Annotated in this window: 18 protein-coding genes and 1 pseudogene; 16 read left to right on the top strand and 3 right to left on the bottom strand. The window is 64.0% G+C overall.

The features are described from left to right. The first annotated feature begins 4 nt into the window (after positions 1 to 4). Both IVA74_RS20495 and IVA74_RS20490 read left to right on the top strand, forming a co-directional pair. Positions 5 to 1,333, top strand: a complete 1,329-nt coding sequence (locus IVA74_RS20495; protein WP_247347638.1) for a Spy/CpxP family protein refolding chaperone — start codon at positions 5 to 7, stop codon at positions 1,331 to 1,333. 124 nt (positions 1,334 to 1,457) lie between these two features. Next, positions 1,458 to 1,820, top strand: a complete 363-nt coding sequence (locus tag IVA74_RS20490; protein ID WP_247347637.1) for a hypothetical protein — start codon at positions 1,458 to 1,460, stop codon at positions 1,818 to 1,820. Between the two features lie 161 nt (positions 1,821 to 1,981). Here the strand turns inward: IVA74_RS20490 and IVA74_RS20485 are convergent, their stop codons facing one another. Beyond that, positions 1,982 to 3,649, bottom strand: coding sequence for a SulP family inorganic anion transporter (locus IVA74_RS20485; RefSeq protein WP_247347636.1), 1,668 nt, complete (start codon positions 3,647 to 3,649; stop codon positions 1,982 to 1,984). Positions 3,650 to 3,944: 295 nt separating this feature from the next. Continuing rightward, positions 3,945 to 5,426 carry a caspase family protein gene (locus tag IVA74_RS20480; RefSeq protein WP_247347635.1) on the bottom strand — a complete coding sequence of 494 codons (1,482 nt, stop codon included), beginning with the start codon at positions 5,424 to 5,426 and terminating at the stop codon, positions 3,945 to 3,947. A 431-nt stretch (positions 5,427 to 5,857) separates the two neighbouring features. Here IVA74_RS20480 and IVA74_RS20475 point away from each other — a divergent pair, with 431 nt between their 5' ends. The 13 genes and pseudogenes from IVA74_RS20475 to IVA74_RS41200 all read left to right on the top strand — a co-directional run bounded on the left by IVA74_RS20475 (position 5,858) and on the right by IVA74_RS41200 (position 21,302). Next, positions 5,858 to 6,889 carry a TRAP transporter substrate-binding protein gene (locus IVA74_RS20475; RefSeq protein ID WP_247347633.1) on the top strand — a complete coding sequence of 344 codons (1,032 nt, stop codon included), beginning with the start codon at positions 5,858 to 5,860 and terminating at the stop codon, positions 6,887 to 6,889. Between the two features lie 22 nt (positions 6,890 to 6,911). Then, positions 6,912 to 8,765, top strand: a complete 1,854-nt coding sequence (locus tag IVA74_RS20470; protein WP_247347868.1) for a TRAP transporter large permease subunit — start codon at positions 6,912 to 6,914, stop codon at positions 8,763 to 8,765. A 12-nt stretch (positions 8,766 to 8,777) separates the two neighbouring features. Continuing rightward, the gene (locus tag IVA74_RS20465) at positions 8,778 to 9,755 is read left to right on the top strand and encodes a hydroxyacid dehydrogenase (RefSeq protein ID WP_247347630.1); all 978 of its coding nucleotides are present in this window, start codon (positions 8,778 to 8,780) and stop codon (positions 9,753 to 9,755) included. Positions 9,756 to 10,057: 302 nt separating this feature from the next. After that, positions 10,058 to 10,450 (top strand): hypothetical protein, encoded by a 393-nt coding sequence (locus tag IVA74_RS20460; RefSeq protein WP_247347628.1) that lies wholly within the window; start codon positions 10,058 to 10,060, stop codon positions 10,448 to 10,450. A gap of 166 nt (positions 10,451 to 10,616) precedes the next feature. Then, positions 10,617 to 13,007 (top strand): EAL domain-containing protein, encoded by a 2,391-nt coding sequence (locus IVA74_RS20455; RefSeq protein ID WP_247347626.1) that lies wholly within the window; start codon positions 10,617 to 10,619, stop codon positions 13,005 to 13,007. Between the two features lie 267 nt (positions 13,008 to 13,274). Continuing rightward, complete coding sequence (locus IVA74_RS20450; protein ID WP_247347867.1) at positions 13,275 to 14,567, top strand: MFS transporter; 1,293 nt, start codon at positions 13,275 to 13,277, stop codon at positions 14,565 to 14,567. An 11-nt stretch (positions 14,568 to 14,578) separates the two neighbouring features. Further along, positions 14,579 to 15,031 (top strand): annotated as a pseudogene (locus tag IVA74_RS20445) (EAL domain-containing protein); the annotation flags it as partial. Positions 15,032 to 15,189: 158 nt separating this feature from the next. Beyond that, on the top strand, positions 15,190 to 15,414 hold the full coding sequence (locus IVA74_RS20440; protein WP_247347624.1) for a hypothetical protein: 225 nt from the start codon (positions 15,190 to 15,192) through the stop codon (positions 15,412 to 15,414). A 658-nt stretch (positions 15,415 to 16,072) separates the two neighbouring features. Next, positions 16,073 to 17,038 (top strand): class I mannose-6-phosphate isomerase, encoded by a 966-nt coding sequence (locus IVA74_RS20435; protein WP_247347622.1) that lies wholly within the window; start codon positions 16,073 to 16,075, stop codon positions 17,036 to 17,038. After that, positions 17,026 to 19,302: a glycosyltransferase family 4 protein gene (locus IVA74_RS20430; RefSeq protein WP_247347866.1), complete on the top strand. Its 2,277-nt coding sequence runs from the start codon at positions 17,026 to 17,028 to the stop codon at positions 19,300 to 19,302. Before IVA74_RS20435 ends, IVA74_RS20430 begins: the two co-directional genes overlap by 13 nt. Before the next feature lie 43 nt (positions 19,303 to 19,345). Then, positions 19,346 to 20,662 carry a glycoside hydrolase family 130 protein gene (locus tag IVA74_RS20425; RefSeq protein ID WP_247347619.1) on the top strand — a complete coding sequence of 439 codons (1,317 nt, stop codon included), beginning with the start codon at positions 19,346 to 19,348 and terminating at the stop codon, positions 20,660 to 20,662. Between the two features lie 158 nt (positions 20,663 to 20,820). Continuing rightward, positions 20,821 to 21,057, top strand: a complete 237-nt coding sequence (locus IVA74_RS41065) for an HD domain-containing protein (RefSeq protein WP_346730963.1) — start codon at positions 20,821 to 20,823, stop codon at positions 21,055 to 21,057. Then, positions 21,054 to 21,302, top strand: a complete 249-nt coding sequence (locus IVA74_RS41200; RefSeq protein ID WP_346730961.1) for an HD domain-containing phosphohydrolase — start codon at positions 21,054 to 21,056, stop codon at positions 21,300 to 21,302. Before IVA74_RS41065 ends, IVA74_RS41200 begins: the two co-directional genes overlap by 4 nt. 147 nt (positions 21,303 to 21,449) lie before the next feature. On the opposite strand, the gene IVA74_RS20415 is transcribed toward IVA74_RS41200, so the two are convergent. Beyond that, the gene (locus tag IVA74_RS20415; RefSeq protein WP_247347617.1) at positions 21,450 to 22,061 is read right to left on the bottom strand and encodes a TetR/AcrR family transcriptional regulator; all 612 of its coding nucleotides are present in this window, start codon (positions 22,059 to 22,061) and stop codon (positions 21,450 to 21,452) included. Positions 22,062 to 22,190: 129 nt separating this feature from the next. Here IVA74_RS20415 and IVA74_RS20410 point away from each other — a divergent pair, with 129 nt between their 5' ends. Beyond that, positions 22,191 to 23,420: a cytochrome P450 gene (locus tag IVA74_RS20410; protein ID WP_247347615.1), complete on the top strand. Its 1,230-nt coding sequence runs from the start codon at positions 22,191 to 22,193 to the stop codon at positions 23,418 to 23,420. Positions 23,421 to 23,511: the final 91 nt, after the last annotated feature.

The raw sequence follows: 23,511 nt of genomic DNA, 5'->3' as shown, positions 1-23,511 counted from the left end.
TGCGATGTTGCGACCGGTCATTGGAATTGCCGTGATGGCGCTGGCCTGCATGCTGGCGGGCACGGCTCTGGGCAAGGGCGGTGGTGGCCATGGCGGTGGTGGCCATGGCGGTGGTCACGGAGGTGGTCACGGAGGTGGTCATCATGGAGGTGGTCATCATGGGGGTGGCCATTTCGGTGGTCACGGTTTCGGGCACGCGCATGGTGGCGGCGGGCATCGCGGGATGCGGTTCGCAACTGGAGCCCGACATGGTGGCCCGAACTTCGGTCAGATGCGGAATGCGGCCGTGCGTCCCGCGAATTTCCGCAATGCGCTCAACGCGCACTCCAGCGCCTTCCGCAACGGCCGTCTGATCAGCAATCCGGCGGCGCGGGCCCAGATCGCAGCCGCTGCCGCACTCGCCGGCTGGCATGGCGCAAGCAGCGGATGGTGGCAACATGCAGGGGGCGGCTATGGCTGGGTCGGACCGCTGTTCTGGCCGTTCGCCTATAACGACCTCTACGACTACACGATCTGGGGCGACGGTCTCGGCTTCTGGAGCTACGGCTATCCGGATGTCTATGCCGGCATCTTCGGGCCCTATGGCTATGACGGTCTCTCGGCCTATCTGCCGCAACGTCCGCAGGGACGACGGCAAGCGCGAGGCGTTGCGCTCGACCAGCTTTGCGGCAGCGACCGCCGCGAAATCGTCGGTCTGCCGATCGACCAGATCGCAGCTGCGGTGCAGCCGACCGATGCGCAAGGGGCAAGCCTCGACGATCTCGGCAATGCCTCGATCCAGGCGGCGGAGATCATCCGCGCGTCCTGTCCTGCGCAGGTCGCGGCGACGGCGCCCGGTCGGCTGGCGGCGATGCAGCAGCGCATCGAGGCGATGGAGAAAGCCGTCGATCTCGTTCAGCCCGCACTGGATAAATTCTATGGCTCGCTCACCGACGAGCAGAAGGCGCGCTTCAATGCGCTGGCCGAGGATCAGCGTCGCGCGACGGCTTCCAACACTGCCGGTGGATCGCTGGTCCAGAATTGTGGAGCGTCTGCCGCACTCGATTGGCCCGGCGCCGACATCGAGGCGAGGCTTCATCCCGACGGCACCCAGCGCGCTGCGCTGCAGGTGCTCCAGGATACCAGCGCCAAGGTCAGCGCATCGCTCAAGGCGGCTTGCCAGCCCAACGACGTGATGACGCCGCCGGCGCGAATGGCCGCGATCCACAAGCGGCTCGACCTGATGCTGGATGGCGTCAAATCGGTGCGCGCTGCGCTCGAAGATTTCTATGCCACGTTGAACGACGAGCAGAAGGCGCAGTTCGAGGCGATCGGGCCGCGTCGGACGTCCTGAACGTGTCGCGGGCCGCGGAGTTTGGCGGAAAAAACTGCCTCGCCGATCTCACCACGGTTCTCTATGCTGGGCGCGGTTTGAAGCGTGACGATGCGGCGGCTGGAAGACCACGGGTGGCGGGGCGATGAAGTGGTTCGCGCGCAAGACGCGACAGGACATCTGGGACGAAGCGATCGAACGGCCGCTCGGCGACATCGAGGCCGCCGAGCGCATCCGTACGATCTGTGACGCCGGTGCGGCAAGCGCGGCAGGCTCTGCGCGCAACGACAAGCGCGACAGCGAGCGCTACGAGCGGGCGGCGAAAGTCGCGATGGAAATCGCGATGAAGATCTCGGATGGATTGATGCGCGACGACGCAGTCCGTCGCATCGTCGATCTCTGCATGAAGGCGAACGACCTCAAGACCGCGCAGATCCTCTTTCGCGCGATCCATGCCAGCTGGATCCGCGAAATAATACAGCGTGATCACCCGGCCCTGGTGCAGTGATGGCAGCTTTCGCGATCTCCACTGCATCCAGACCCTCATGGTGAGGAGCGCGTCTTCGCGCGTCTCGAACCATGAAGGCCCGGATCTCGCCCGTGGCCATCCTTCGAGACGCCCGCTTTTCGCGGGCTCCTCAGGATGAGGGTCGGAGGGCGTAAGCAGGATTATTTCGCCAGCTTGCGCACGGCCTCGTCCACGCTGTGGAAGACGTGGTCCCGCGGCAGCGCCTCGAACAGCCTGAACCGCTCGAACGCGTCCTGCGCGCGCACCGATTCCAGCCGGGCCAGCGCCACCGTGACGCCCTGTTCGCTGCACGCCCTGAACACGTCCAGCAGGATCTGCGCGGCGGTGAAGTCGATCTCGACCATGCCGCTCGCCTCCAGTACCAGCAGTTGTGGGGGCATCGCGCCGAGCACCTTGGTCACGTCGCTGCGGAAGCCGGGCGCGTTGAGGAAGGACAGCGGCGCCTGCAGCCCGATCACGGCGACACCGGCGATGCGTTCGCCGGTGATGTGCGGATGCGCCGGCCACCAGATCGTGGTGCCCCGCACGCGCTCGAACTCGACCAGCCGCGCGCGGGTCGTGCTCCAGATGCCGTGCAGTAGCGACAGCACGATGCCGAGGAACGCGCCCTGCTGGATCGGCAGCAAGATGATCAGCGCGGCGGTGGCGACGATCAGCAGGAATTCGCTCGTGGTTTGGCGATAGATCGTGACGATCTGCTTCACGCGGATGATCCGCAGCGCGACGAACAGCAGGATGCCGCCGAGGGCGGCGTCCGGAACGTGCTGCAGCAACCCCGTTCCGAATGCGAGCAGCGCCAGCACGATTGTCCCGGCGGCAAGGCCCGCAAGCTGCGATTGCCCGCCGGTCTCGGCGACGATACCCGTTCGCGGCGGGCTCGCATTGACCGGAAACGCGCCGAACAGTCCCGACAGCACGCTGCCGGCGCCCGCGCCGAGGAAATCGCGATCGACATCGGCGGGCTTGTCCGGATCGGACGGAAACGACCGCGTCGTCGCCGCGGTCTGCACCATCACCACGACCGTGATCACGAAGGCCAGCGGCACGAGGCGCACCCATTGCTCCGGTGCAAGGTCGGGGAAGGTCGGCCGCGGCAGCGTGCCGGGCACGAGGCCCACGACGCTAACGCCTTTGCTCTCGAGGCCGAGGGCGATTGTGGCCAAGGTCGCGGCGACGAGCCCGATCAGCGCGCCCGGAATTTTTGCGCTGACCTTCTCGGCGACGAAGACCACGGCCAGCACACCGAAGCCGATGCACAGCGTGAAGGGATTGCTGCGGCCGAGCTCGCTTGCGAGCACGCCGATGCGATCGAGCGTCGGCCCACTCGGCGATTCCAGTCCTAGCACGCCCGGCAATTGCGACACGGTGATGTGGACGGAGATGCCGGCGAGGAAGCCGACCATGACCGGCACCGATAGCAGATTGGCGATGCCGCCGAGGCGGAAGGCGCCGCCGGCGAGCATCATCGCGCCGACCATCAGCGCCAGTGCGATTGCGAGGCCCTGATAGTCTGGCGAGCCGGCGGCGGCCAGCGCCGCAAGCCCGCCGGCGAAGATCGGCGTGATCGTGGAATCCGCGCCGCAGGACAGGAAGCGGTTGCCGCCGAGCATCGCAAAGCCCAGCGATCCCGCCATGAAGGCGAAGAAGCCGATCTGCGGCGCGAAGCCGCCGAGCCGCGCCGTGGCCATCTGCTCGGGGATCGCGATGGCCGCCAGCGTCAGCCCCGCCATGAGATCGCCAGGCAGCGAATAGGACGCGAGCGACCGGAATAGCGGCCAAGACCTCTTCGCGTGAGTGTCGTGCGGCATTGATGTGGAATCCCCAAGGCCTGCGTCGGACGATCAGACTACAGCAATTCCGGCTCGGAGGGCGGCAGATGGCGAATATCCGCAACTCTCTCGTGCCCCGGACGCGCTGCAGCGCGTAGCGTTGCGGCGCAGTGCCGGGACCCAGGATGCTGCACAGTTCGCTGCTGGATGGGCCCCGGCTCTGCAGCGCACCGCCGAAGAGCGCTGCGCTGCGTCCGGGGCACGAGAGCCGCATCAACAGAAATGTCCGCAAACCATGGGCTCGCGGACATCTCTCTCGACGTGGGCGGAAGCCTCAGTACCGGCCGCGGTCGTTGTGATAATCGCCGCCGCGGCCGCCGCCCATTCCCATGCCGATTCCGACACCGATGCCGATGCCTTGGATGACGGCGCCGGGAGGCGGACCGGGGGGCGGCGCGCGTTCGTAGATCACTTCATCAGGCGGCGGCCGCCGCTGCCTGGGCGGCGTGTCGACGACCTTGCGCTTCGGCGGCGTGTCGTCGACGCGCTTCTTGATCACAGGCGCGATCGTCGGATTGACGGGTGTTGCCGGTATCGAGGGCGTGGAGCACGGGCAGGTCGGCGCCATCGCGATTGCGACCGGGACAGGAGCGGCCGCGACCACAGCAGGCAAGACGTAGTTGCGGTTCTGCACGCGGAGCAGCAGCCTGCGTGCGGTCGCAGCCAGATCGCTGTTGTCCCAGTTCGCCAGATAGGCCTCGAACGAGGCGCGGGTGTTGATCGCGGTGGCGCGCTCCCAGGCCAGCATCTGGCGCCGGCGCTCCAGCACCGTGCGCAGGCGCGGCGTACGGGTGTCCTGAGCGTACAACTCGATATAGGCCTGATACGCCGGCACGGTGTCGTCGGTGATCACGATCTCATAGGCGACCATGGCCGGCTTGCCCTGCAAATCCTTGCGCCAGTCATCGAGGCTGCGCGTGCCGCTCGCAAGTGCCATGGAGGATGCGCCGGGAAGCGCAGTCTGATCGCCGCTGCTGTCGCCGCCGAAGAACTTGAAGTCGGTCGTCAGCGACGAGCTTTCCCAGGGGATCTGCCGTCCGTCGGTCGATTGCGCCACGGCGACGCGGATGCGCTTGAAGACTTCCTCGATCGGCAGATTGGGCTGCTTGGCGACGGTCAGCGCTGCCGTGGTGTAAGGGCTGTCGATGCCGGAGCCATCCTCGGCTTCCGCGCCGGGTGAGGTCGAATAGGAGATGAAGGAGCCGGGCGCGCCGGCCTTGGTGTCGACCATCGCAAGCCCGTGGCCGGCGCCGCTGAGCGCCGGGAACGGATTGTTGCGGCAGGCATCGAGCATGAAGATGCGCGCCCGCGTCGGCAGCGCGCCGAGCGTGTTGAGCAAATCGTTGAGCCGCACGCCTTGAAGCGGAATGTCGGCCTCGCGCTTGGGGTCGAGATCGACCGGCACCAGATAGTTCTCGCCGTCGATCTGGAGGCCGTGGCCGGCATAGAACACCAGCGCGACCGTGTCGGCGCCGCTGGCGCTGACCTTGCCGGCGAAATCCGAGATCGCCGCGCGCATGTCGTTCTGCCCGAGATTGGCCGCCGTGGTGACGGTGAAGCCGGCATTGCCGAGCAGTTCCGTCATGCCCTTGGCGTCGTTGGCGGCGTTGGGCAGTTCCGGCACGGTGCGATAGGCCGATTGACCGATCACGAGCGCGAGCCGCGCTTCGGCCGTGGCCTCCGTCGGCGTCGTCAATTGCGTGAGCGCAAGAAGGCTGGAGGCAAGGAAAAAATTGCGAAGGACTGGACGGGGCATGGTGTCTCCTCCATCGGCAATGCGCGCGAGGATCTCACCTTTTCTAGGTCGCCGCCACGCGCCTGTCTGTGCACTGGATCACGTTGCGAGCTGCGGCAAAAAGGGGCAGCAGGTCTGCCAGAGCCGGTGCAGCATCGTTCTAGCGCCATCCATGTGAATAGCGCATTGATCCATGCGCCAATTGGATTGATCTCGGGATCTGCGCGAAGGCATGCTTTCGAGCCTCGGGCCCCATGCCGATCTGATCGGGAATCCCGCACAAAACATGGTTGTTTCGCCGCGCGCTGATGCTGTCGCTTTTCGCTGCACGCCGCCTTGCGACGGCCGGCCGCAAGCCTTGCCTGCGCCGTCGCTTTGGCCATACAGTCCGCGCAACGGGTTGCGGCAACCACCGCGGCGCGAAAAAATAATAATTGGGGAGAGACCGCATTATGTCCATCGTACCCGTGAACCGTCGCGCGTTCATCAAGTCGTCGACGGGACTTGCCGCCGGCCTTGTGTTCTCCCCCGCACTGATTGGCCGCGCCGAAGCCGCGACGTTGAAGCTGAAATGCTCCTCCTCGCTGCCGAACGATCCCAAATTCGCCAACGGCCGCGTCTATTACGACAATCTCGTGAAGAACCTGAAGACGAACGGCCTCGGTGAGCAGGTCGAGGTCGCTTTCTTTCCCGACAACCAGTTGGGGCAGGAAATCGACGTCATCAACTCGGTGAAGCTCGGCGTCATCGACCTCATGGTGTCGGGCTCGTCGATCTCGGCCAATCTGGTGCCGCTGGTCGGCACCTATGACCTCGGCTTTCTGTTCTCGAGTTTCCCGCAGCAGACCAAGGCGTTCGACGCTGGCGCCGCCAAGCCGATCGAGGACGCGCTGCTCAAGGGCAGCAACGTCCGCATCATCGCCTGGGCCTATAATTTCGGCTCACGCAGCGTCCTTGCGAAGAAGCCGGTGAAGACGCCGGAAGATCTCGCCGGGCTCAAGATCCGCACCCTGCCAAATCCCGTTATCACGGAATGCCTGCGCCTGATGGGCGCCGCCGCGACGCCGCTGGCGTTCGGCGAAATCTACACGGCATTGCAGGCCGGCGTACTGGACGGGCTGGAGCACGATCCGCCGACCATCCTGGCGAGCAAGTTCTTCGAAACTGCGAAATTCTATGCGCTGACGCAGCACAATTTCTCGCCGCTCGCGATCTATTTCAGCGACGTGACCTACAATCGCATGGATCCGAAGCTGCGCGAGGGCTTTCTCGACGCCGCGAAGAAGGCCGCATCCGACACGCGTACCCATGGGCTCGCGGTCGAGAAGGAGGCGCTGTCGGCCTTGACCGAGAAGGGCGTGACAGTGGCCGAATGCGACCGCGAGGCTTTCAAAAAGCGCGTGGCGCCGCAGATCGAGAACTTCATCAAGGCGCGGCCGGAATCCAAACCCGTCATCGACATCATCCGCGCCACGCAAGCTTGAAATGGCCAAATCTGAGCTGGCGATGACGGGCGCCGCCTCCCTCTCGGGCGGCCGCCACGGGAGCATCGCACTGCTGCTTCGCGTCAGCGACGCGATCGCAGCCATCCTGCTCGCCGCAGATCTCGTCGTTGTCTGCGGTTCCGTACTGCTGCGCTTCTGCTTCAACGCGCCGGTCGAATGGTCCGACGACGTCGCGCGCGGCCTGATGGTCGGCTCGGCCTTCTTCGGCGCGGCGAGCGCACTCGCGCGCGGCGAGAATGTCGGCGTCTCCTTCTTTCGCGATCTGGCTCCGGTGCGGCTACGCGCGCTGGTCGACGCCGCGAGTTCGCTGCTGGTGGTGCTGATCTCGGGCTACGTCGCCTACAACGCCATCAAGCTCGGCTCGTTGACGGCGGGCCAGACCACCGGATCTGGCTTGCCGCTGGAGCTGACCTTCTATCCGATGGGCATCGGCGCGCTGTTCATGACGGTGTTCGCGATCGACCATCTTTGCGCAAGGCCGCTCCCTGATATCGTCAGAGGTCTCGTTGCAATTGCCGTTGTGACCGGCCTCTATCTCGCGTGGGATTATTTGTCGCCCGCCACGGTGCCGTCGGCGGGAACGCTGATGCTGATCGGTTTCTTCGCGACGTTGGTCGGCGGCTTGCCGATCGGCTTTGCGCTGGCGCTGGCCGCGCTGGTCTTCATCTGGGTCGAGGGCGCGCTGCCCGGCGTGATCTTCGCCCAGCAGATGGCGCGCGGTATCGACAATTTCGTGCTGCTCGCGATCCCGTTCTTCATCCTCGTCGGCTACCTTATGGAAGCCAACGGCATGTCGGTGCGGCTGATCGAGCTGTTGCAGCGTGGGGTCGGGCGCATGCGCGGCGGCCTCAACGTCGTGATGGTGGCCTCGATGGTGCTGTTCTCCGGCATCTCCGGCTCGAAGATGGCTGATGTCGCCGCGGTCGGCTCCGTGTTGATCCCGGCTGCGCGCCGCTCCAAGCAGAATCCGGGCGGCGCGGTGGCGCTGCTCGCGGCATCCGCGGTGATGGCGGAGACCATTCCGCCCTGCATCAACCTGATCATCCTTGGCTTCGTCGCGAACCTGTCGATCGGCGGCCTGTTCGTCGCAGGGCTGTTGCCGGCGGCGCTGATGGCGCTGGCCCTGATCGCCGTCTCCATCATCTTCGGCAAGACTCCCGCTGCTACCGAGGACGTCGAGCCGCAGATGCCGGTGTCGGGGCTGTGGAGCGGCGCGATCGCCTCGTTCGGCCTGATCTTCATGATCTTCTTCGGCTTCAAGAGCGGCTTTGCCACCGCCACGGAAATCTCGGCCTTTGCCGTCGCCTATGCACTCGTCGTCGGCAGTGTCGTGTTCCGCGAGCTCAGCTTCACATCGGCCGCGCATAGTTTTGTGCAGGGAGCGACGCGCGCGGGGCTCGTGCTGTTCATCGTTGCCGCAGCGCAATCGCTGGCGTTCACGCTGACCTTGCAGCAGGTGCCGCATGCGGTCGGCGATTTCATGCTGGGATTGTCAAAGACCAGCGGCACCTGGTTGTTCATCCTGCTCGCGATCGGCGTGCTGATCGTGATGGGCTCGGTGCTGGAAGGCGCGGCTGCGCTGATCATCTTCGGTCCACTGCTGCTGCCGGTGGCCGTGCAACTCGGTATCGATCCCCTGCATTTCGGCGTCGTGCTCGTGATCGCGATGGGCATCGGCCTGTTCGCGCCGCCGCTCGGGCTCGGGCTCTACGGCGCTTGCCTGATCGGCAACGTGCCGATCGAGCAGACGGTGAAGCCGATCATGGGCTATCTTGGCCTGTTGTTCCTTTGCCTGCTGGTGATCGCGTTCGTGCCATGGCTCAGCACGGCATTGCCGCGCGCGTTCGGCTACTGAAGGAGTCTTGCCGTGAAAGTCCTGCTGGCCCACACGCCGGAGATGCGCCGCAATTACTACGGTGATCGCAGCCTGAGCGGCCTGCGCGCGACCGCCGAGGTGGTCCTGCACGAGAGCGATGATACGCTGGACGCCGCCGGCCTCGTCCGCGCCGCGAAAGATATCGACATCATCGTGGCCGATCGCATGACCGAGGGCCGCGGCGAGATCTTTGCGCAACTGCCGCGCTTGCGCGCCTTCGTCCGTTGCGCCGTCGACATCCGCAACGTCGATGTCGAGGCGGCCTCGAACGCCGGCGTGCTCGTGACCCGCGCCGGGCCTGGCTTCGTGCAAGCCGTTGCCGAGCTCGCGCTCGGCTTCATGGTCGATCTCTCCCGCGGCGTATCGCGGGCGACGGCCGATTATCAGGCCGGCCGCCAGCCGGAAGCGCGGATGGGCCGTCAGCTCGCCGGCAGCAAGATCGGCATCATTGGCTATGGCAGCATCGGGCGTTACCTCGCCGAGGTGGCAAAAGTGCTGCGCATGGAGGTGCTGGTCTCCGATCCGTTTGCGACAGTCAGTGATGCTGCGATCCGCCAGGTCGGTCTCGACGATCTCCTTGCCGGGTCGGACTATGTCGTCTGCCTTGCGGTTGCGAACGAAGAGACCGAGTGCCTGATCGGGCAGGCGGCGCTGGCGCGCATGCAGAAGCACGCCGTCTTCGTCAATCTCTCGCGCGGCAACCTCGTCGACGAGGCGGCGCTTGCGAAGGCGCTGTTGGAAGGCCGCATCGCAGGCGCTGCGATGGATGTCGGTCGCGCGCCAGACCAGATGCCGGCGCCGGAACTCGCGAAGCTTCCCAACGTCATCGCGACGCCGCATGTCGGTGGGCTGACGCCGCAGGCGATCGAATATCAGTCGCTGGAAACCGTGCGCCAGGTCGAAGCGATCGTCAAAGGCGAGATTCCGCAGGGCGCGGTCAACGCCGAGCGCTGGACGCGGCGGCCCTGATCGACTGCGAGCGTGATCTGTTGAGGTCGAATTGAGCTTGGCACACGACTAAACGCACGCTTCTCCGTTCGCTCTCCCCTTGTAGGCAGGGCTATCGCATATGACGTCTCAGCGGCGCCTGAGCGAGCGCCTCGTCCTTCGAGACGACCGCTTCGCGGCCTCCTCAGGATGAGGCTCAGCTGCATCCATCTGCGTTGAAAATGCTGCCGCATGCTCATCCCTCATCCTGAGGGCCCGCCGCAGGCGGGCGTCTCGAAGGATGGCCGCAGTCGAGCTTCCAGCCATATGTTTCTTTCTATGCGATGGCCCTGACCCACAACGGGAGGGAACGCATCTCTTTCGAAGCGGTAGGCGAGTCTCGTCAAATCCGGCTCTACAGCCGGTCCACCGCTCTGAACGTCCCGTCCTTCTGGGTCACCGTCAAAAACACCTTCGGTTCGATCATGCGCATGCCGACGGTGACGGTGACGGTGACGGTGCTGCCGCTGACGTCGAAGCGGCCGATATCGTTGATGGCGCGCAGCAGGCTCGCGCGCGCGATACATCGGGAAAAGTCTTGCCGGGTGCGGGGAAGAGCTTCGGGAAAGCTATCTCCGCAGGATGAATCGGCGATGTATCGACGGCTCCGTACTACTCCGGGGAAACCGGCAACTTACTTCGACAAAGTTCGCATCATCCCGCACTTCATTAACTAAGCCGGGTCATGCGGAACGCCCGGGTTCCGAAATTGAGCAGTTCTTAACCGCGGTCCTGTTCCGATAGTGGCTCCGGCGGCTCAACCAGAGGTTCGGTTGACCGGGAGAGGGGACGGCAGTTTCTGGAATGGGCGGTCGCGATCAGAACGATCAGGATCGGGGATGTATGACCGGATGGTGGCGTGCCGCGCCGCTGCTCGGGCTGTATCGTCCTGCGCTCGTCGCGGTCGGAATTGGTCTTCTGTTCTCGATTGCGGGTGCGGCCGCAGTGGCGCGATGGGAAGACCGCGTCAACAAGATCGAGTTCGAGAACGCGGCCGAAACCGAAGCGATCGTCATGCAGAACGGCATGGGCGAGTACATCTCCAGGCTCGTCGCGCTGCGCACGCTGTTCGAATCGACCAACCAGAAGATCACCCGCAGCGAATTCGAGACCTTCAGCGCCCGCCTGTTCGAACGCCATCCCGGCATGCTGCGCATCGCGTGGGTGCCGCGCGTGAACCGCAAGGAGCGTGCCGAATACGAGGCCGCGGCGATCGCGGACGGTGTGTCCGGCTATCGCATCAAGTCGCTCCAGGGCGATGCGTTCGCGAGCGCGCCGCAGAGCGACGAGTATTTTCCGGTGTTCTACTCGACCCAGCCGAAGACGTCTTCGATCTACGGCATGGACTACGCGACCGTTCCGGAGCGCCGCGCGGTTCTCGAGCGCGCGCGCGACGCTGATCGGGTCGCGGCCATTCGCACCCGCCTCTACGAGCCGAAGGAGGGCGGCCGGCTGCCCGACGTCCTCGTCGCCATTCCCGTCTACGCCAAGGCAACGTCGCGCGACACGGTCGTGGACCGGCGCCGCAATCTCGCCGGCTTCGTCGTCGGCGTGTTCGACCTGCCGCTGCTGATCCAGTCCATTCGCGTGACCACCGGCGCAAGCCCCGCGGTCAGCGTGAACGTCTATCCGCCGTTCACGGGGCAGATCGTCAGCCTGGAGGAAATGCTGCCGGATTATTCGTCGGCCGCCACGGCGCCGCAGTCGATGCGAGATGTCGCGCGGGCCCTGCACTGGTCGGGCAATCTCAAGATCGGCGACACCGATTGGCAAGTGCGCGCGATACCGGCTGCCGGCGGCTCGCTGGAGACGACGTACGATCGCGCGGGCGCGGTGTTGATCGTCGGCATGCTGCTGACGCTGTCGCTTTCGATCTATCTCAGGCTCGCAAGCCGCAATTCGCAGCGGCTGTCGCTGGCGAACCGGCGTGTGCTCGAACTCGCCCAGACCGACATCCTGACCGGACTGCCGAACCGCGCCTTCTTCCTCGCCCGGCTCGACGAGCTCAACGGCCGCTTGAAGGACGGCGGTCCGACCTTCTCGATCCTGATGCTCGACCTCGACCGCTTCAAGAACGTCAACGACTCGCTCGGTCACGGTGCCGGCGATGCACTGCTGCGTCAGGTCGCACAGCGGCTGAAATCCGCGCTGCGCACCGGCGACGTGCTGGCCCGGCTCGGCGGCGACGAATTCGCCATCATCCAGGAGGCTTGCGAGGATCAGCGCGTCTGCTCGACCGAACTCGCCGGGCGAATCGCAAAGCTCGTGGCCGAGCCGTTCCTGCTTCCCGGACACCGCGTCGAGATCGGCACCAGCATCGGCATTGCGATCGCGCCCGATCATGGCAGCGACCAGGAGCAGCTCCTGAAGAAGGCCGACCTTGCGCTTTACCGCTCGAAATCGGCGGGCCGCAACTGCTTCACCATCTATGACAAGGCGATGTCGGCCGAGCTCGAGGCCCGCAACACGCTGGAAGGCGATTTGCGCGACGCCATCGCACAGTGCCAGCTCGAGGTGCACTACCAGCCGTTCGTCGACGCCCTCAGCGGCGCGCGGCGCGGTTTCGAGGCGCTGGTGCGCTGGCGGCATCCGAGCCGCGGATTGATTCCGCCGGACCAGTTCATTCCGCTCGCGGAGGAAACCGGACTGATCGTGCCGCTCGGCGAATTCGTGTTGCGGCGCGCCTGCGCGGACGCGGCCGGCTGGCCCTCCCACCTCGCACTCGCCGTCAACCTGTCGCCGATCCAGTTCAAGGAGGCCGAGCTGTTCGAGATGATCAGCGCGGCGCTCGCGGATTCCGGGCTGCCGCCGCAGCGGCTGGAGATCGAGATCACGGAATCCGTACTGCTTGAACGCGGGGTCGAGAACCACGCCTTCATGGAGCGGTTGAAGAGTATCGGCATCGAGCTCGCGCTCGACGATTTCGGCACCGGCTATTCGTCGCTCAGCTATCTGACCGCGTTCCCGTTCGACAAGATCAAGATCGACAAATCGTTCATCCGCAACCTCACGCATCTGCCGCGCAGCTCCGCGATCATCTCCTCGATCGTGACGCTGGCGCGCGGGCTGGACATGTCGGTCACCGCCGAGGGCGTCGAGACCCGCGAGGAGTACGAGCGGCTGAAGGCGCTCGGCGTTAATTTCGCGCAAGGCTATCTGTTTGGCCGCCCGCAGCCGATCGAGCGGATTCTGTTCGACGTGCCCGTCGAACCGTCCCAGCTCAACGCCGCCTGAGCGCGCGCCTTGTCCTTCGAGACGACCGCTTCGCGTCTCCTCAGGATGAGGCTAAGCGGCATCGGCGCCTGTTGAACTGCTGCCGTACACTCCGTCCTCATCCTGAGGAGCCCGCCCCAAGCGGGCGTCTCGAAGGATGGCCGCAGGGTAGTTGTTCGCCGAGTTGCCCTTCAAATGCGATCGCCTTGCTCAGCGGGCATGCGCGAAAAGCGCTTGACCCGGTCATTCCCGGATGGTCCGAAGGACCGTCCAGGGATGAAACACACAATGCGGCTTCCGTTCTTCTACGGCTGGGTCGTGGTCGCGGTGACCTTCGTCACCATGGCCATCGGCGTCAACGCGCGCACAGCCTTTTCGTTGTTCTTTCCTCCCATCATCTCCGAATTTGGCTGGGAGCGCGGCGTCACCGCAGGCGCCTTCTCCTTCGGCTTCGTGGTGTCGGGCATGGTCAGCCCGCTGATCGGCCGGCTGATGGACCGCGCCGGCCCGCGTGCGGTGATGGAGCTCGGCGTGGTTCTGATGGGCGGCGGGCTGCTGCTTGCGCCGCTCACGAGCCAACCCTGGCATCTCTACGTGACCATCGGCGTCATGGTCGGCGCCGGCTCGGTGTGTCTCGGCTATTCCGGACAATCGCTGTTCCTGCCGAACTGGTTCATCCGCAAGCGCGGCTTCGCGATCGGTATCGCCTTCGCCGGCGTCGGCATCGGCTCGGTGACGCTGCTGCCATGGGTGCAGCACATGATCGAACAGACCGGCTGGCGCACCGCCTGCACCGCGATGGGTCTGATGATCCTGATCGTGCTGGCACCGATCAATCTGTTCCTGCACAGGCGGCCCGAGGATATCGGCCTCCAGCCGGACGGCGATGCCGCCCCGGCCGCGGGTGCCGCAAAGCCCGTCTCCAACATCGTCGATCCCGCCTGGGTTGGTACCGAGTGGACGCTTCGGCGCGCGGTCGCTACTGCGCGGTTCTGGTGGATCGCGCTCGGCTATTTCTGCGGCCTTTACATCTGGTATGCGGTTCAGGTGCACCAGACCAAATTCCTGCTCGACATCGGCTTCAGCGCGAACGTCGCGGTGTGGGCACTCGGCATCGTCAGCCTGCTTGGCATTCCCGGCCAGATCCTGCTCGGCCATGTCTCCGACCGGATCGGGCGGGAATGGGTGTGGGCGATCAGCTGCGCGGGCTTTGCGATCTCTTTCGCGGCGCTGATGGCACTGAAATTCCAGCCTTCATTGTGGCTGGTCTATCTCATGGTGTTCACGCAAGGCGCGCTCGGCTACGGCCTCACCTCGATCATGGGCGCGGTGGTGTTCGAGATTTTTCAAGGCAAGCACCAGGGCAGCATCTTCGGCACGATCATGCTGGCGGCATTGGCCGGCGGCGCGGCGGGACCCTGGGTCACCGGCTTGCTCTATGATCGGGCCGGCGACTACACGCTTGCCTTCGGCATCGCCATCATCGTGAGCGGATTGTCGGCGCTCTCGATAGGGCAGGCCGCGCCGCGCAAGGTACGCGCGGTGGCCGGCAAGCTTCAGGCGGGAACCGGCGCCAAATAGGTTCCGCACGTGGCGCGTTCATGCAGGACAGCGTCGCCGCGCTCGAGACGATGAACGCGATCCGGGAGCTCGGCGTCGGGCTTTCGGTGGACGATTTCGGCACCGGCTATTCCAGCCTCAGCCGGCTCGCGCATCTGCCGATCCGCGAGCTGAAGATCGACCGCAGTTTTATGCGCGACATCGAGCGCGACGCGGGCGCCCTCGCAATCGCCACCGCCGTGGTGCGCGTCGGCCAGGGCCTCGGCATGACCGTCGTCGCCGAAGGCGTCGAGACCGAGGCGCAGCGCAAGGTGCTGGCCGAACTCGGCTGCGACGTCGTGCCAGGCTTCCTCTACGCACCCGCGCTCGCGCCAGTAGCCTTCGAGCGCTGGCTGATCGAGCACTGCGCTGAGCAGGCGAGGGCGATGCTGGGCAGGCTTGATGTCAAGCCGGTTGACGCGGCTGCGGTGAAGCGGTCGGCGTAGGGCGTGTACTCTCGGCGCCAATTATCCCGAAGGCTTACATCCCGAAGGCTTGCATCCCGAAGGCGTGCCATGTCCGCGGACAAGGGCAGCTCGCCGTGAACGCGTTACTTCGATCGTACCTGGTTTGATTTTGGTCGGCATTGACGTGGCAATGCATAGTGAACGGTCAGCAAGCTTGCGTTCCTGTCATCGAAAATCAAATGATCGGTCAAGGCCATTTCGGCGCGCATGGCATTGCAGCAGAAGATCATCAATCGATTCAAAAGGGGCAGCTTGCTCACGGACCGGTAAAGCTCGCCACATTCGATAGTCAGGTTCTGCCGGCCTTGCGCGCTCGCCAATTCGAGCCGGGATCGAATCTCTTGCCGGAAATGATCCGTTGAAACCATGCAGCATCCGATAGCCGAAAACCCTTCCGAAAAGGGGGATCAGCCGGCCAGGATTGGAATCGAGCAATTGCCCCCGTCAACTCAGACGTCAGGTCGCGTGACCATAGAGCAATGCCAACACAAAGATACAGCTAATAAAGCCGATCTGATCGATGCTCTCGTCTCGCTATTGGGCGACGACGTTCCTATATGCTTGAGATCACCGCCCGCCCCAGGTAGTTATCGGTGACTGAGAGCATTGCGCTCCCGCCTCAACCACGAAGGCGGTCGGATGTCTGATACCCCTAAATACAAATCTCCTGAAGTGGCTGGTACCTCCGGTGCAGTTGCCCGGTTTCCTTGTTTTGCCCGTCGCTGTGTCGGCCTCATGCATCGGGACTCCATTTTTGATTGATCTGCGGCAGCGATCTCGCACGCAGATCGGTCAGGAGGTTACTTGGCAAATACAGCAGCTGTCCGAGACTCTAACGGTCTTCCAGCCACATTCACTGGATCGAAGACCGGGCAGGACGACGCCCCGTTTGTCTTCGTCAAGGTCGGCGACGAAGAACGCCGCATGCGAAGGGCTGAATGGGATGCGCTCCCGCCCTGGACCGGCCCGCGCCCGGCACGCACGGTCACCGACTGATGCCACAGCCTTTGGGAGGCCCGCTTGACGATCGAACATGCTATCGTGCGAGCCAGGCCGAAGCCCTGGGGCAGCCTCGATCTGCGTCCCTGGAGCCAGACGTCGACCGGCGACGGCCCGATCGGGGAATTGTGGTTTGAGCGCCCGGGTCTTGCTGCGCCGAAGACGGCGTTGCTGCTCAAAATGCTCTTCACCACCGAGCCGCTATCGATTCAAGTTCATCCGGATGATGCGTTCGCGCACGCGATCGGGCTTGCCAACGGCAAGACCGAAGCCTGGTACATCGTCTCCGCGGTCCCCGGTGCGCAGGTCGCGGTGGGACTGAACTATCCGCGCTCTGCCGCCGAGTTGCGAACCGCGGTCACTGACGGCTCGATCGCCGATATCGTGCATTGGCAGCCGGTTCATCCAGGCGACTTCATTTTCATTCCTGCTGGAACCATTCATGCGATCGGCGCTGGCATCGTGCTCGTCGAAATCCAGCAGCACAGCGACGCCACGTTCCGGCTGTTCGACTATGGACGAGAGCGCCAACTGCACATCGACAATGCCGTCGCGGTGGCAACGGCAGGCCCTCGCAAAATCCAATTGCCTTCCGAACGTCTGAGCGGCGCGCGAACGGTCCTCACCGTCAATTCTTATTTTGCGCTGGAGCAAACTGACCTTGCTCCGGGCTCCGTTTGGATGCTCGACGCACCGAAAGAGACTTGGCTGCTGGCGATCGAAGGTCACGCCCAACTCGGCCCGACGAGGCTCGCGCCGGGGGACGCGTTTTTCCTGGAAGCCGACCATGCGGAAATCGAGGTAGGTGCGAACGGGTTGAAAGCGCTGCTGGCCTATCCCGGCCCGAAGGCAAACCCTGCCGCGTTAATAGAACGCAGCGCCGCGAGCGCCAGTCGCGTACCGCACGCTTTTCCCAGCGCCCTGGTCCCGACCCCCTTCGAGACCGCCGCGCTCAAACAATCGGAGACGCCAAATTGGCTACCGTAAATCGTATCGCATTCATCGGGAATTCGCTTCCCCGCCGCTGCGGCATTGCGACCTTCACCACCGACTTGCAGAGCGCCATTGCGGCGTCCCGGGGCGATCTGGAAACCGTCATCGTCGCGATGACCGATCACGGCCAGGTCTACGATTATCCTGCCACCGTGGGCCTGGAGATCAACGACGACCGGCAAGATGATTATGTCCGTGCGGCCGCTTATCTGAACAGCGGCGGCTTCGAGGCCGTTTCGTTGCAACATGAATTCGGCATTTTCGGCGGCGAAGCCGGAGGTCAGATCATGGCGCTCTTGTCGCGCCTGACCATACCGATCGTGACAACCCTGCATACGGTCTTGTCAGAGCCGACAGAGGCTCAGCGCGATGTCATCGCACGCATCGTCGAGTCCTCGTCCAAGGTCGTCGTGATGGCTGAAAAAGGTCGGGAATTGTTGCGCTCCGTCTATCACGTGGCTGACGAGAAGATCGAAATCATCCCGCACGGCATCCCGGAGTTCGCGTTTGTCGAACCCGACGCGGCCAAGGCTGCGCTTGGATTCAGCAACAAGTCGGTCATCCTGACGTTCGGATTGCTGTCGCCGAACAAGGGTATCGAAGTCATGATCGATGCGATGCCTTCTATTCTGAAGACCCGACCCGACGCCGTTTACGTCGTGCTCGGTGCGACGCATCCCAACCTCGTGCGAGATCGGGGCGAAGCCTATCGTGAGGCCCTGATGGCGCACGCGCGCCGGGCTGGAGTCGAGGATCACGTGGTGTTCCTCGATCAGTTCGTCGACAAGAAAACGCTGCTCGATTTCATCTCGATGTCCGACGTCTACGTAACGCCGTACCTTAGTGAAGCCCAGATGACGTCGGGCACGCTTGCCTATAGTTTTGGCCTCGGTAAAGCCGTGGTTTCAACCCCGTATTGGCATGCCCGCGAACTATTAGCCGATGGCCGCGGCATCCTGGTTCCGTTTGGCGATGCGGCAGCGCTTGGCATCGAAATCGCCAAGCTGCTCACCAACGACGTGCTTCGGCAGGCGATGCGCAAGCGCGCCTATTCGAGCAGCCGCGCGATGACGTGGGAAAGAACCGCCGAACGCTATATGTCGGTATTCGAGAACGCGGGCCGCCGGCATCGGCTCAAGACCATTGCGCGCACGGATACTGGTACGCTGCTGCGCGACAGCCGCGCCCCGCCGGAAATGCAGCTCGGCCATTTCCTGTCGATGTGCGACGACACCGGACTGTTTCAGCATGCCGTTCATAGCGTGCCGGATCGTGCCCACGGCTATTGCGTCGACGACAACGCCCGGGCACTGCTCGTGGCCTGTGCGCTCAACAATCCGGGCGAAGAGCGTCTGCCGGAAGCCCTGACGGCGCGATTTGCCGCCTTCGTCCAGCACGCCTGGAATCCGGATACACGGCGGTTTCGCAATTTCATGGGCTTCAACCGCTGCTGGTTGGAGGACAGGGGGTCCGAGGATAGCCACGGACGCACGCTCTGGGCCTTGGGCGTCTGCGCGCTTACCGATGCCAGCCCGTCGCGGCGCTCATGGGCCGCGGCGCTGTTTTCCGAAGCGATGGTGACAGTGGAAAGTTTTCGTTCGCCCCGTGCGTGGGCGTTCGTATTGCTGGGCCTCGATGCTTACTGCTCGGCTGTTCCGGACGATTTCCAGGCGACCCGCCTGCGTGCCGTGCTTGCCGATCGGTTGATTTTGATCTTCGATACCGTGGCAACCGGCGATTGGGTCTGGTTCGAGGACGGGTTGGCCTACGATAACGCCCGCTTGTCCCAGGCGCTGATCATTACCGGCTTGGCCAGCAAGACATCGCGCTATGTCAATATCGGGCTGGAGTCGCTGCGCTGGCTTGTGAAGCGGCAAACCTCAGCGAAGGGCCAATTCCGCCCGATCGGCACGGCGGGATTCGGTGATCGACGCCGACCGCCGCAAGCCTTCGACCAGCAGCCGCTGGAAGCCGCGGCGACCATCGCGGCATGCCTCGCCGCGTGGCGGGCCGATCACGATGTCGAGTGGAAAGCCGAAGCGGCACGGGTATTCGCGTGGTTTCTTGGCAGTAACGATTTGTCGGCCTCGCTGGTCGATTTGGAAACCGGAAGCTGCCGGGATGGCCTGCACCCCGATCGTCCTAATGAGAATCGGGGCGGGGAATCGGTGGTGTCGTATCTGCTTGGCCTTTCCGAGATTCGGCAGATTGCCCGCCTCAGCGAAAGCCGGGCCAAGCCTGCTCCTCTGGTCGCTTGACGGCGCCGATTACGATTTCCTCCTTCAACCAATCGAGGCCGTTTTGTCGCAATCTCCCTTCCTCAAACGCCAAGCCCTTCAGCTGCGGCCGGACCCGACCCGTGTCATCGTTCGGCCATTCAAGCCGGCGACAGAGCCGCGCGACCTCAATCCGACGGACAAGACCCGCGCCAACCATATCGTCGAACGGGTTCTCGCGCTCGATCCCGAGACGGCCGACCGGCAATTGGCCGACGTTCTGGAGAATTTTCTCGGCCGTCACCGCAACCTGTTGCAGATCTTCGAGGCACGCGCCGCGGAAATGGAACAGGCGCTGGCCGACCATGCTGTATTCACGAAGGTCCAGCGGCAACTCGCGGGCGCCTATTTTCTCAACGAATATTCGTTCGAGGCCTCGGCATTGTTCAATCCGAGTATCGTGCCACATCCCGATCAGTCCGGAACGCCGGACGGCAGCCTCCGCTTCATCCTAAGTCTTCGTGCCGTCGGCGAGGGTCATGTGTCTTCCCTGACATTTCGTTCGGGGCTTATTGCGGCAGACGGGGCCGTGACCATCGACCCGACGGGGCGTCTTGCATCCAGCCCCGATCTCGTCAGGCTGACATCGGGCGCCGGCGGCGACGAGATTGACGTTACGTTCGCGGCTGGGGAAGATCTGAGCGAGCGGGTGATTTTTCCGGTCACCGAAGCGCAGTCGAACGGGATCGAGGATGCCCGCTTTGTGCAATTCAGCAACGCCGGACAGAAGATCTACTACGCGACCTACACCGCCTATAGCGGACGCGCGATCCGGTCGGAGCTGATCGAGACGTCCGATTTTGTATCGTTCCGGCTCTCGACCTTGAAGGGCAATGCCGCGCGCAACAAGGGCATGGCGTTATTCCCGCGCAAGATCGAGGGCAGATATGCGATGATCGCGCGCCAGGACAACGAAAACCTCTATCTGATCTTTTCCGACGATCTCCATACGTGGGATGGCGGCCAGCCGATTCTGAAGCCTCGATACCCCTGGGAATTCGTGCAGATCGGCAATTGCGGATCACCGATCGAGCTCGACGTAGGGTGGTTGCTGCTCACGCACGGCGTCGGCCCTTTGCGAAAATATTCGATCGGGGCCGCGTTGCTGGACAAAAGGGACCCGTCGAAGGTGCTCGGCCGCCTGCGCGAGCCCCTGTTGCGCCCAGACCCTTCCGAACGCGAAGGATATGTTCCAAACGTTGTCTATACCTGCGGCGCGATGCGCCATCGCGACAAGATCATCTTCCCCTATGCGGTCTCCGACAGCTTCTGCAATTTCGCGACAATCGAGATCGCATCCTTGATCGCGGCCATGGACACTAGCGCAATAGAACTGCGCTGACCGTTCTCGACATCCATCCGGCCGGTGAGATTGAAAAGACGGCGAAGCGGTCGGCGGAGGGCGCGACCTTCGGCTGGATCGCTCGCAAACAATGGTCGGCTCCAAGAGTCCCTACACCCACGGGCACAGCGAGCGCGTGACGCTCTTTCCCGATATGAATCGCGGAGCAGCTGGAGTTCACTGCCGAGCGGCGACGCTGGCTCAAGCGTGCTGCGCTGCTGCACGACATCGGCAAGCTCGGCGCCAGCAACGCCATCCTCGACAAGCCCGACAAGCTGGACGAAGCCGAATGGGAGGTCATGCACATGCATTCCGCGCATTCGGGCATTCGGAAGCAATTCTGTCCGTATCGGCGCGTTTGGCGAACTCGCCCCGATCGCCGGCGCGCATCATGAGCGGCTGGACGGCAAAGGCTATCCCCGTGGCCTCGCGGGAGACCAGATCTGCCTGGACACCCCGAATCATCACGACCGGAGATATCTTCGACGTGCTCACCGCAGACCGGCCGTATCGCGCTGCGATGCCGGTCACGAAAGCTCTTGCGATCATGGCGGAGACGATCGGCACCCAAATCGACCCGGACTGCTTTGCAGCTCTTCGTCGAGCGCTCGGACGCGTCGACGAGACGCTGGCGGCCTAACGAGCGTTCCGACGCTATCATTGGGCTTCCGCCGAGAAGCGGCAGTGGGATGCGATCGTGACCCGTGTCAGCCGCACGCTGAGCGGCGGTTGATCCATTTACAAGGCCGATCGCACGTGAAAGCTCGACAGAATTCTGAAGCTCGTCCTAATCCGACGACAACCCCGTCCTCCGCCGCAAATCCGTGATCGCGCGCAAGAAGCTGTCGGGCGGCGTTGTCTCCGGATCGATCAGGCGGTGCAGGCGAAAGCCGTCTTCCAGGGCCAGCACGACGGAGGCTATCCATGGCGGATTCAACTTGTCGCTCTTCGCGTTGCTCTTCAGCGTGGCCTCGACGATGTCGGCGACCAGTTTGCGCCGCGCGCGCAGGCGCTTGGCAAGTTCAGGCCGGCGCTTCTCGGCGCGCGCGACGAACAGGATCATCTCCATGTGCAGCAGCGGCGAACGGCCGAGCGGATCCTGCCTTGTGCGATCCATCGTCTTCAGCGCCGCGATGAAATCGTCGAGATTGTCGTGCTGCGCGAGGATGTCCATGTTGCGCCGGATCGACTGCTCGACATGATCCTCGAGCATGGCGATGATCAGCTCGTCCTTGCTCTTGAAGTTGGAATAGAACGCGCCGCGGGTGAAGCCGGCCGCTGCCGCGATCGCCTCGATGCTGGCGCCGCCGATGCCGTCTTCCTCGAACATTCGCGCGGCCGCTTCGAACAGCTTGTCGCGCGTGTCGTCCCTGGTCGGCCTGGTTCTCACCCTTGACATCGGAGCAGTTTAGGGCAGAATGCAACTCGATACAACAATGTATCGAGTTTATAATTCGGGGATGGTTACGCTGCGCAAGAGGGGTTGCCCGGCGTATTCGATTCATGCGGCAACCGATATGAGGTCACCATGAACGAGCACGTGCAAGGCGCCGGCGGTCCGCTGTTCAATCCGCTGTCACCGGACTTCATCCGCGATCCCTATCCGCATTATGACCGGCTCCGCGCGATCTTTCCGATCCACGTGACGCCGTTCGGCCAGTTCGTCGCCAGCCGCCACGCCGATGTCAGCCTCGTGATGCGCGACAAGCGCTTCGGCAAGGATTTCGTCGAGCGTTCCAGGCGCCGCTATAGTGAGAAGATCATGGAGGAGCCGGTCTTCCGCAGCATGAGCCACTGGATGCTGCAGGCTGATCCGCCCGACCACACCCGCCTGCGCGGTCTCGTCGTGAAGGCCTTCACCGCCCGCCGCGTCGAGGACATGCGGCCGCGCATCCAGGAGATCGTCGACCAGACCATCGACGCCGTGATCGACCGCGGCCACATGGACCTGATCGAGGACTTCGCCTTCCGCCTGCCTGTCACCATCATCTGCGACATGCTCGGCATCCCCGAGGATCATCGCGAGACTTTCTATAGCAGCTCGCGCGACGGCGGACGGCTGCTCGACCCCGTGCCGCTCTCGCCGGAGGAGATCGCGAACGGCAACGCCGGCAACATGATGGCGCAGATGTATTTCCAGCAGCTGTTCGAGCTGCGCCGCCGCAACCCCGGCGACGATCTCATCACGCAGCTGGTGCAGGCCGAGGAAGACGGCAACAAGCTCACCAACGAGGAACTGACCGCCAACATCATCCTGTTGTTCGGCGCCGGCCACGAGACCACGGTCAATCTGATCGGCAACGGCCTGCTTGCGCTGCATCGCAATCCGGATCAGCTCGCGCTCCTGAAGGCACGGCCGGAACTGATGGTGGGCGCGATCGAGGAATTTTTGCGCTACGATTCCTCGGTGCAGATGACCGGGCGGGTCGCGCTGGAGGATATCGACGATCTCGGCGGCGCGAGGATCCCCAAGGGCGAGACCGTGCTTTGCCTGCTGGGCTCGGCCAACCGCGACCCGGCGGTCTATCCTGACCGCCCCGACCGGCTCGACGTCACCCGCCAGAATGTGAGGCCACTGTCGTTCGGCGGCGGCATCCATTTCTGCCTGGGGGCCCAATTGGCGCGCATCGAGGCCGAGATCGCCATCGCCACGCTGCTGCGGCGGCTGCCGGATCTGCGCATTGACGACGTCGACAATCCGGAATGGCGGCCCACCTTCGTGCTGCGCGGCCTGAAGCGGCTGCCCGCGAGCTGGTGATAGCTGCCGGCGTTAACCTCCGCGCGCAACAGTCGCTGTGACTTCGCCACACTTCCCCCTATATAAGGGGCTGTTCCGGTACGTCTGAGGC

This window comes from Bradyrhizobium sp. 132, assembly GCF_023074185.1.
In the GTDB taxonomy this organism is placed as follows: Bacteria; Pseudomonadota; Alphaproteobacteria; order Rhizobiales; family Xanthobacteraceae; genus Bradyrhizobium.
Note: the sequence above shows the minus strand (reverse complement) of the source record. Positions and strands in the feature narration are given on the sequence as shown.

What these genes read in the sequence shown, in the direction of transcription:
- IVA74_RS41200 (WP_346730961.1), top strand. Translation starts at nt 21,054, where the DNA reads ATGAGCGGCTGGACGGCAAAGGCTATCCCCGTGGCCTCGCGGGAGACC.
- IVA74_RS20480 (WP_247347635.1), bottom strand. Translation starts at nt 5,426, where the DNA reads ATGCCCCGTCCAGTCCTTCGCAATTTTTTCCTTGCCTCCAGCCTTCTT.
- IVA74_RS20415 (WP_247347617.1), bottom strand. Translation starts at nt 22,061, where the DNA reads ATGTCAAGGGTGAGAACCAGGCCGACCAGGGACGACACGCGCGACAAG.
- IVA74_RS20470 (WP_247347868.1), top strand. Translation starts at nt 6,912, where the DNA reads ATGACGGGCGCCGCCTCCCTCTCGGGCGGCCGCCACGGGAGCATCGCA.
- IVA74_RS20495 (WP_247347638.1), top strand. Translation starts at nt 5, where the DNA reads ATGTTGCGACCGGTCATTGGAATTGCCGTGATGGCGCTGGCCTGCATG.
- IVA74_RS20455 (WP_247347626.1), top strand. Translation starts at nt 10,617, where the DNA reads ATGACCGGATGGTGGCGTGCCGCGCCGCTGCTCGGGCTGTATCGTCCT.
- IVA74_RS20485 (WP_247347636.1), bottom strand. Translation starts at nt 3,649, where the DNA reads ATGCCGCACGACACTCACGCGAAGAGGTCTTGGCCGCTATTCCGGTCG.
- IVA74_RS20450 (WP_247347867.1), top strand. Translation starts at nt 13,275, where the DNA reads ATGCGGCTTCCGTTCTTCTACGGCTGGGTCGTGGTCGCGGTGACCTTC.
- IVA74_RS20490 (WP_247347637.1), top strand. Translation starts at nt 1,458, where the DNA reads ATGAAGTGGTTCGCGCGCAAGACGCGACAGGACATCTGGGACGAAGCG.
- IVA74_RS20475 (WP_247347633.1), top strand. Translation starts at nt 5,858, where the DNA reads ATGTCCATCGTACCCGTGAACCGTCGCGCGTTCATCAAGTCGTCGACG.
- IVA74_RS20460 (WP_247347628.1), top strand. Translation starts at nt 10,058, where the DNA reads ATGGCCCTGACCCACAACGGGAGGGAACGCATCTCTTTCGAAGCGGTA.
- IVA74_RS20410 (WP_247347615.1), top strand. Translation starts at nt 22,191, where the DNA reads ATGAACGAGCACGTGCAAGGCGCCGGCGGTCCGCTGTTCAATCCGCTG.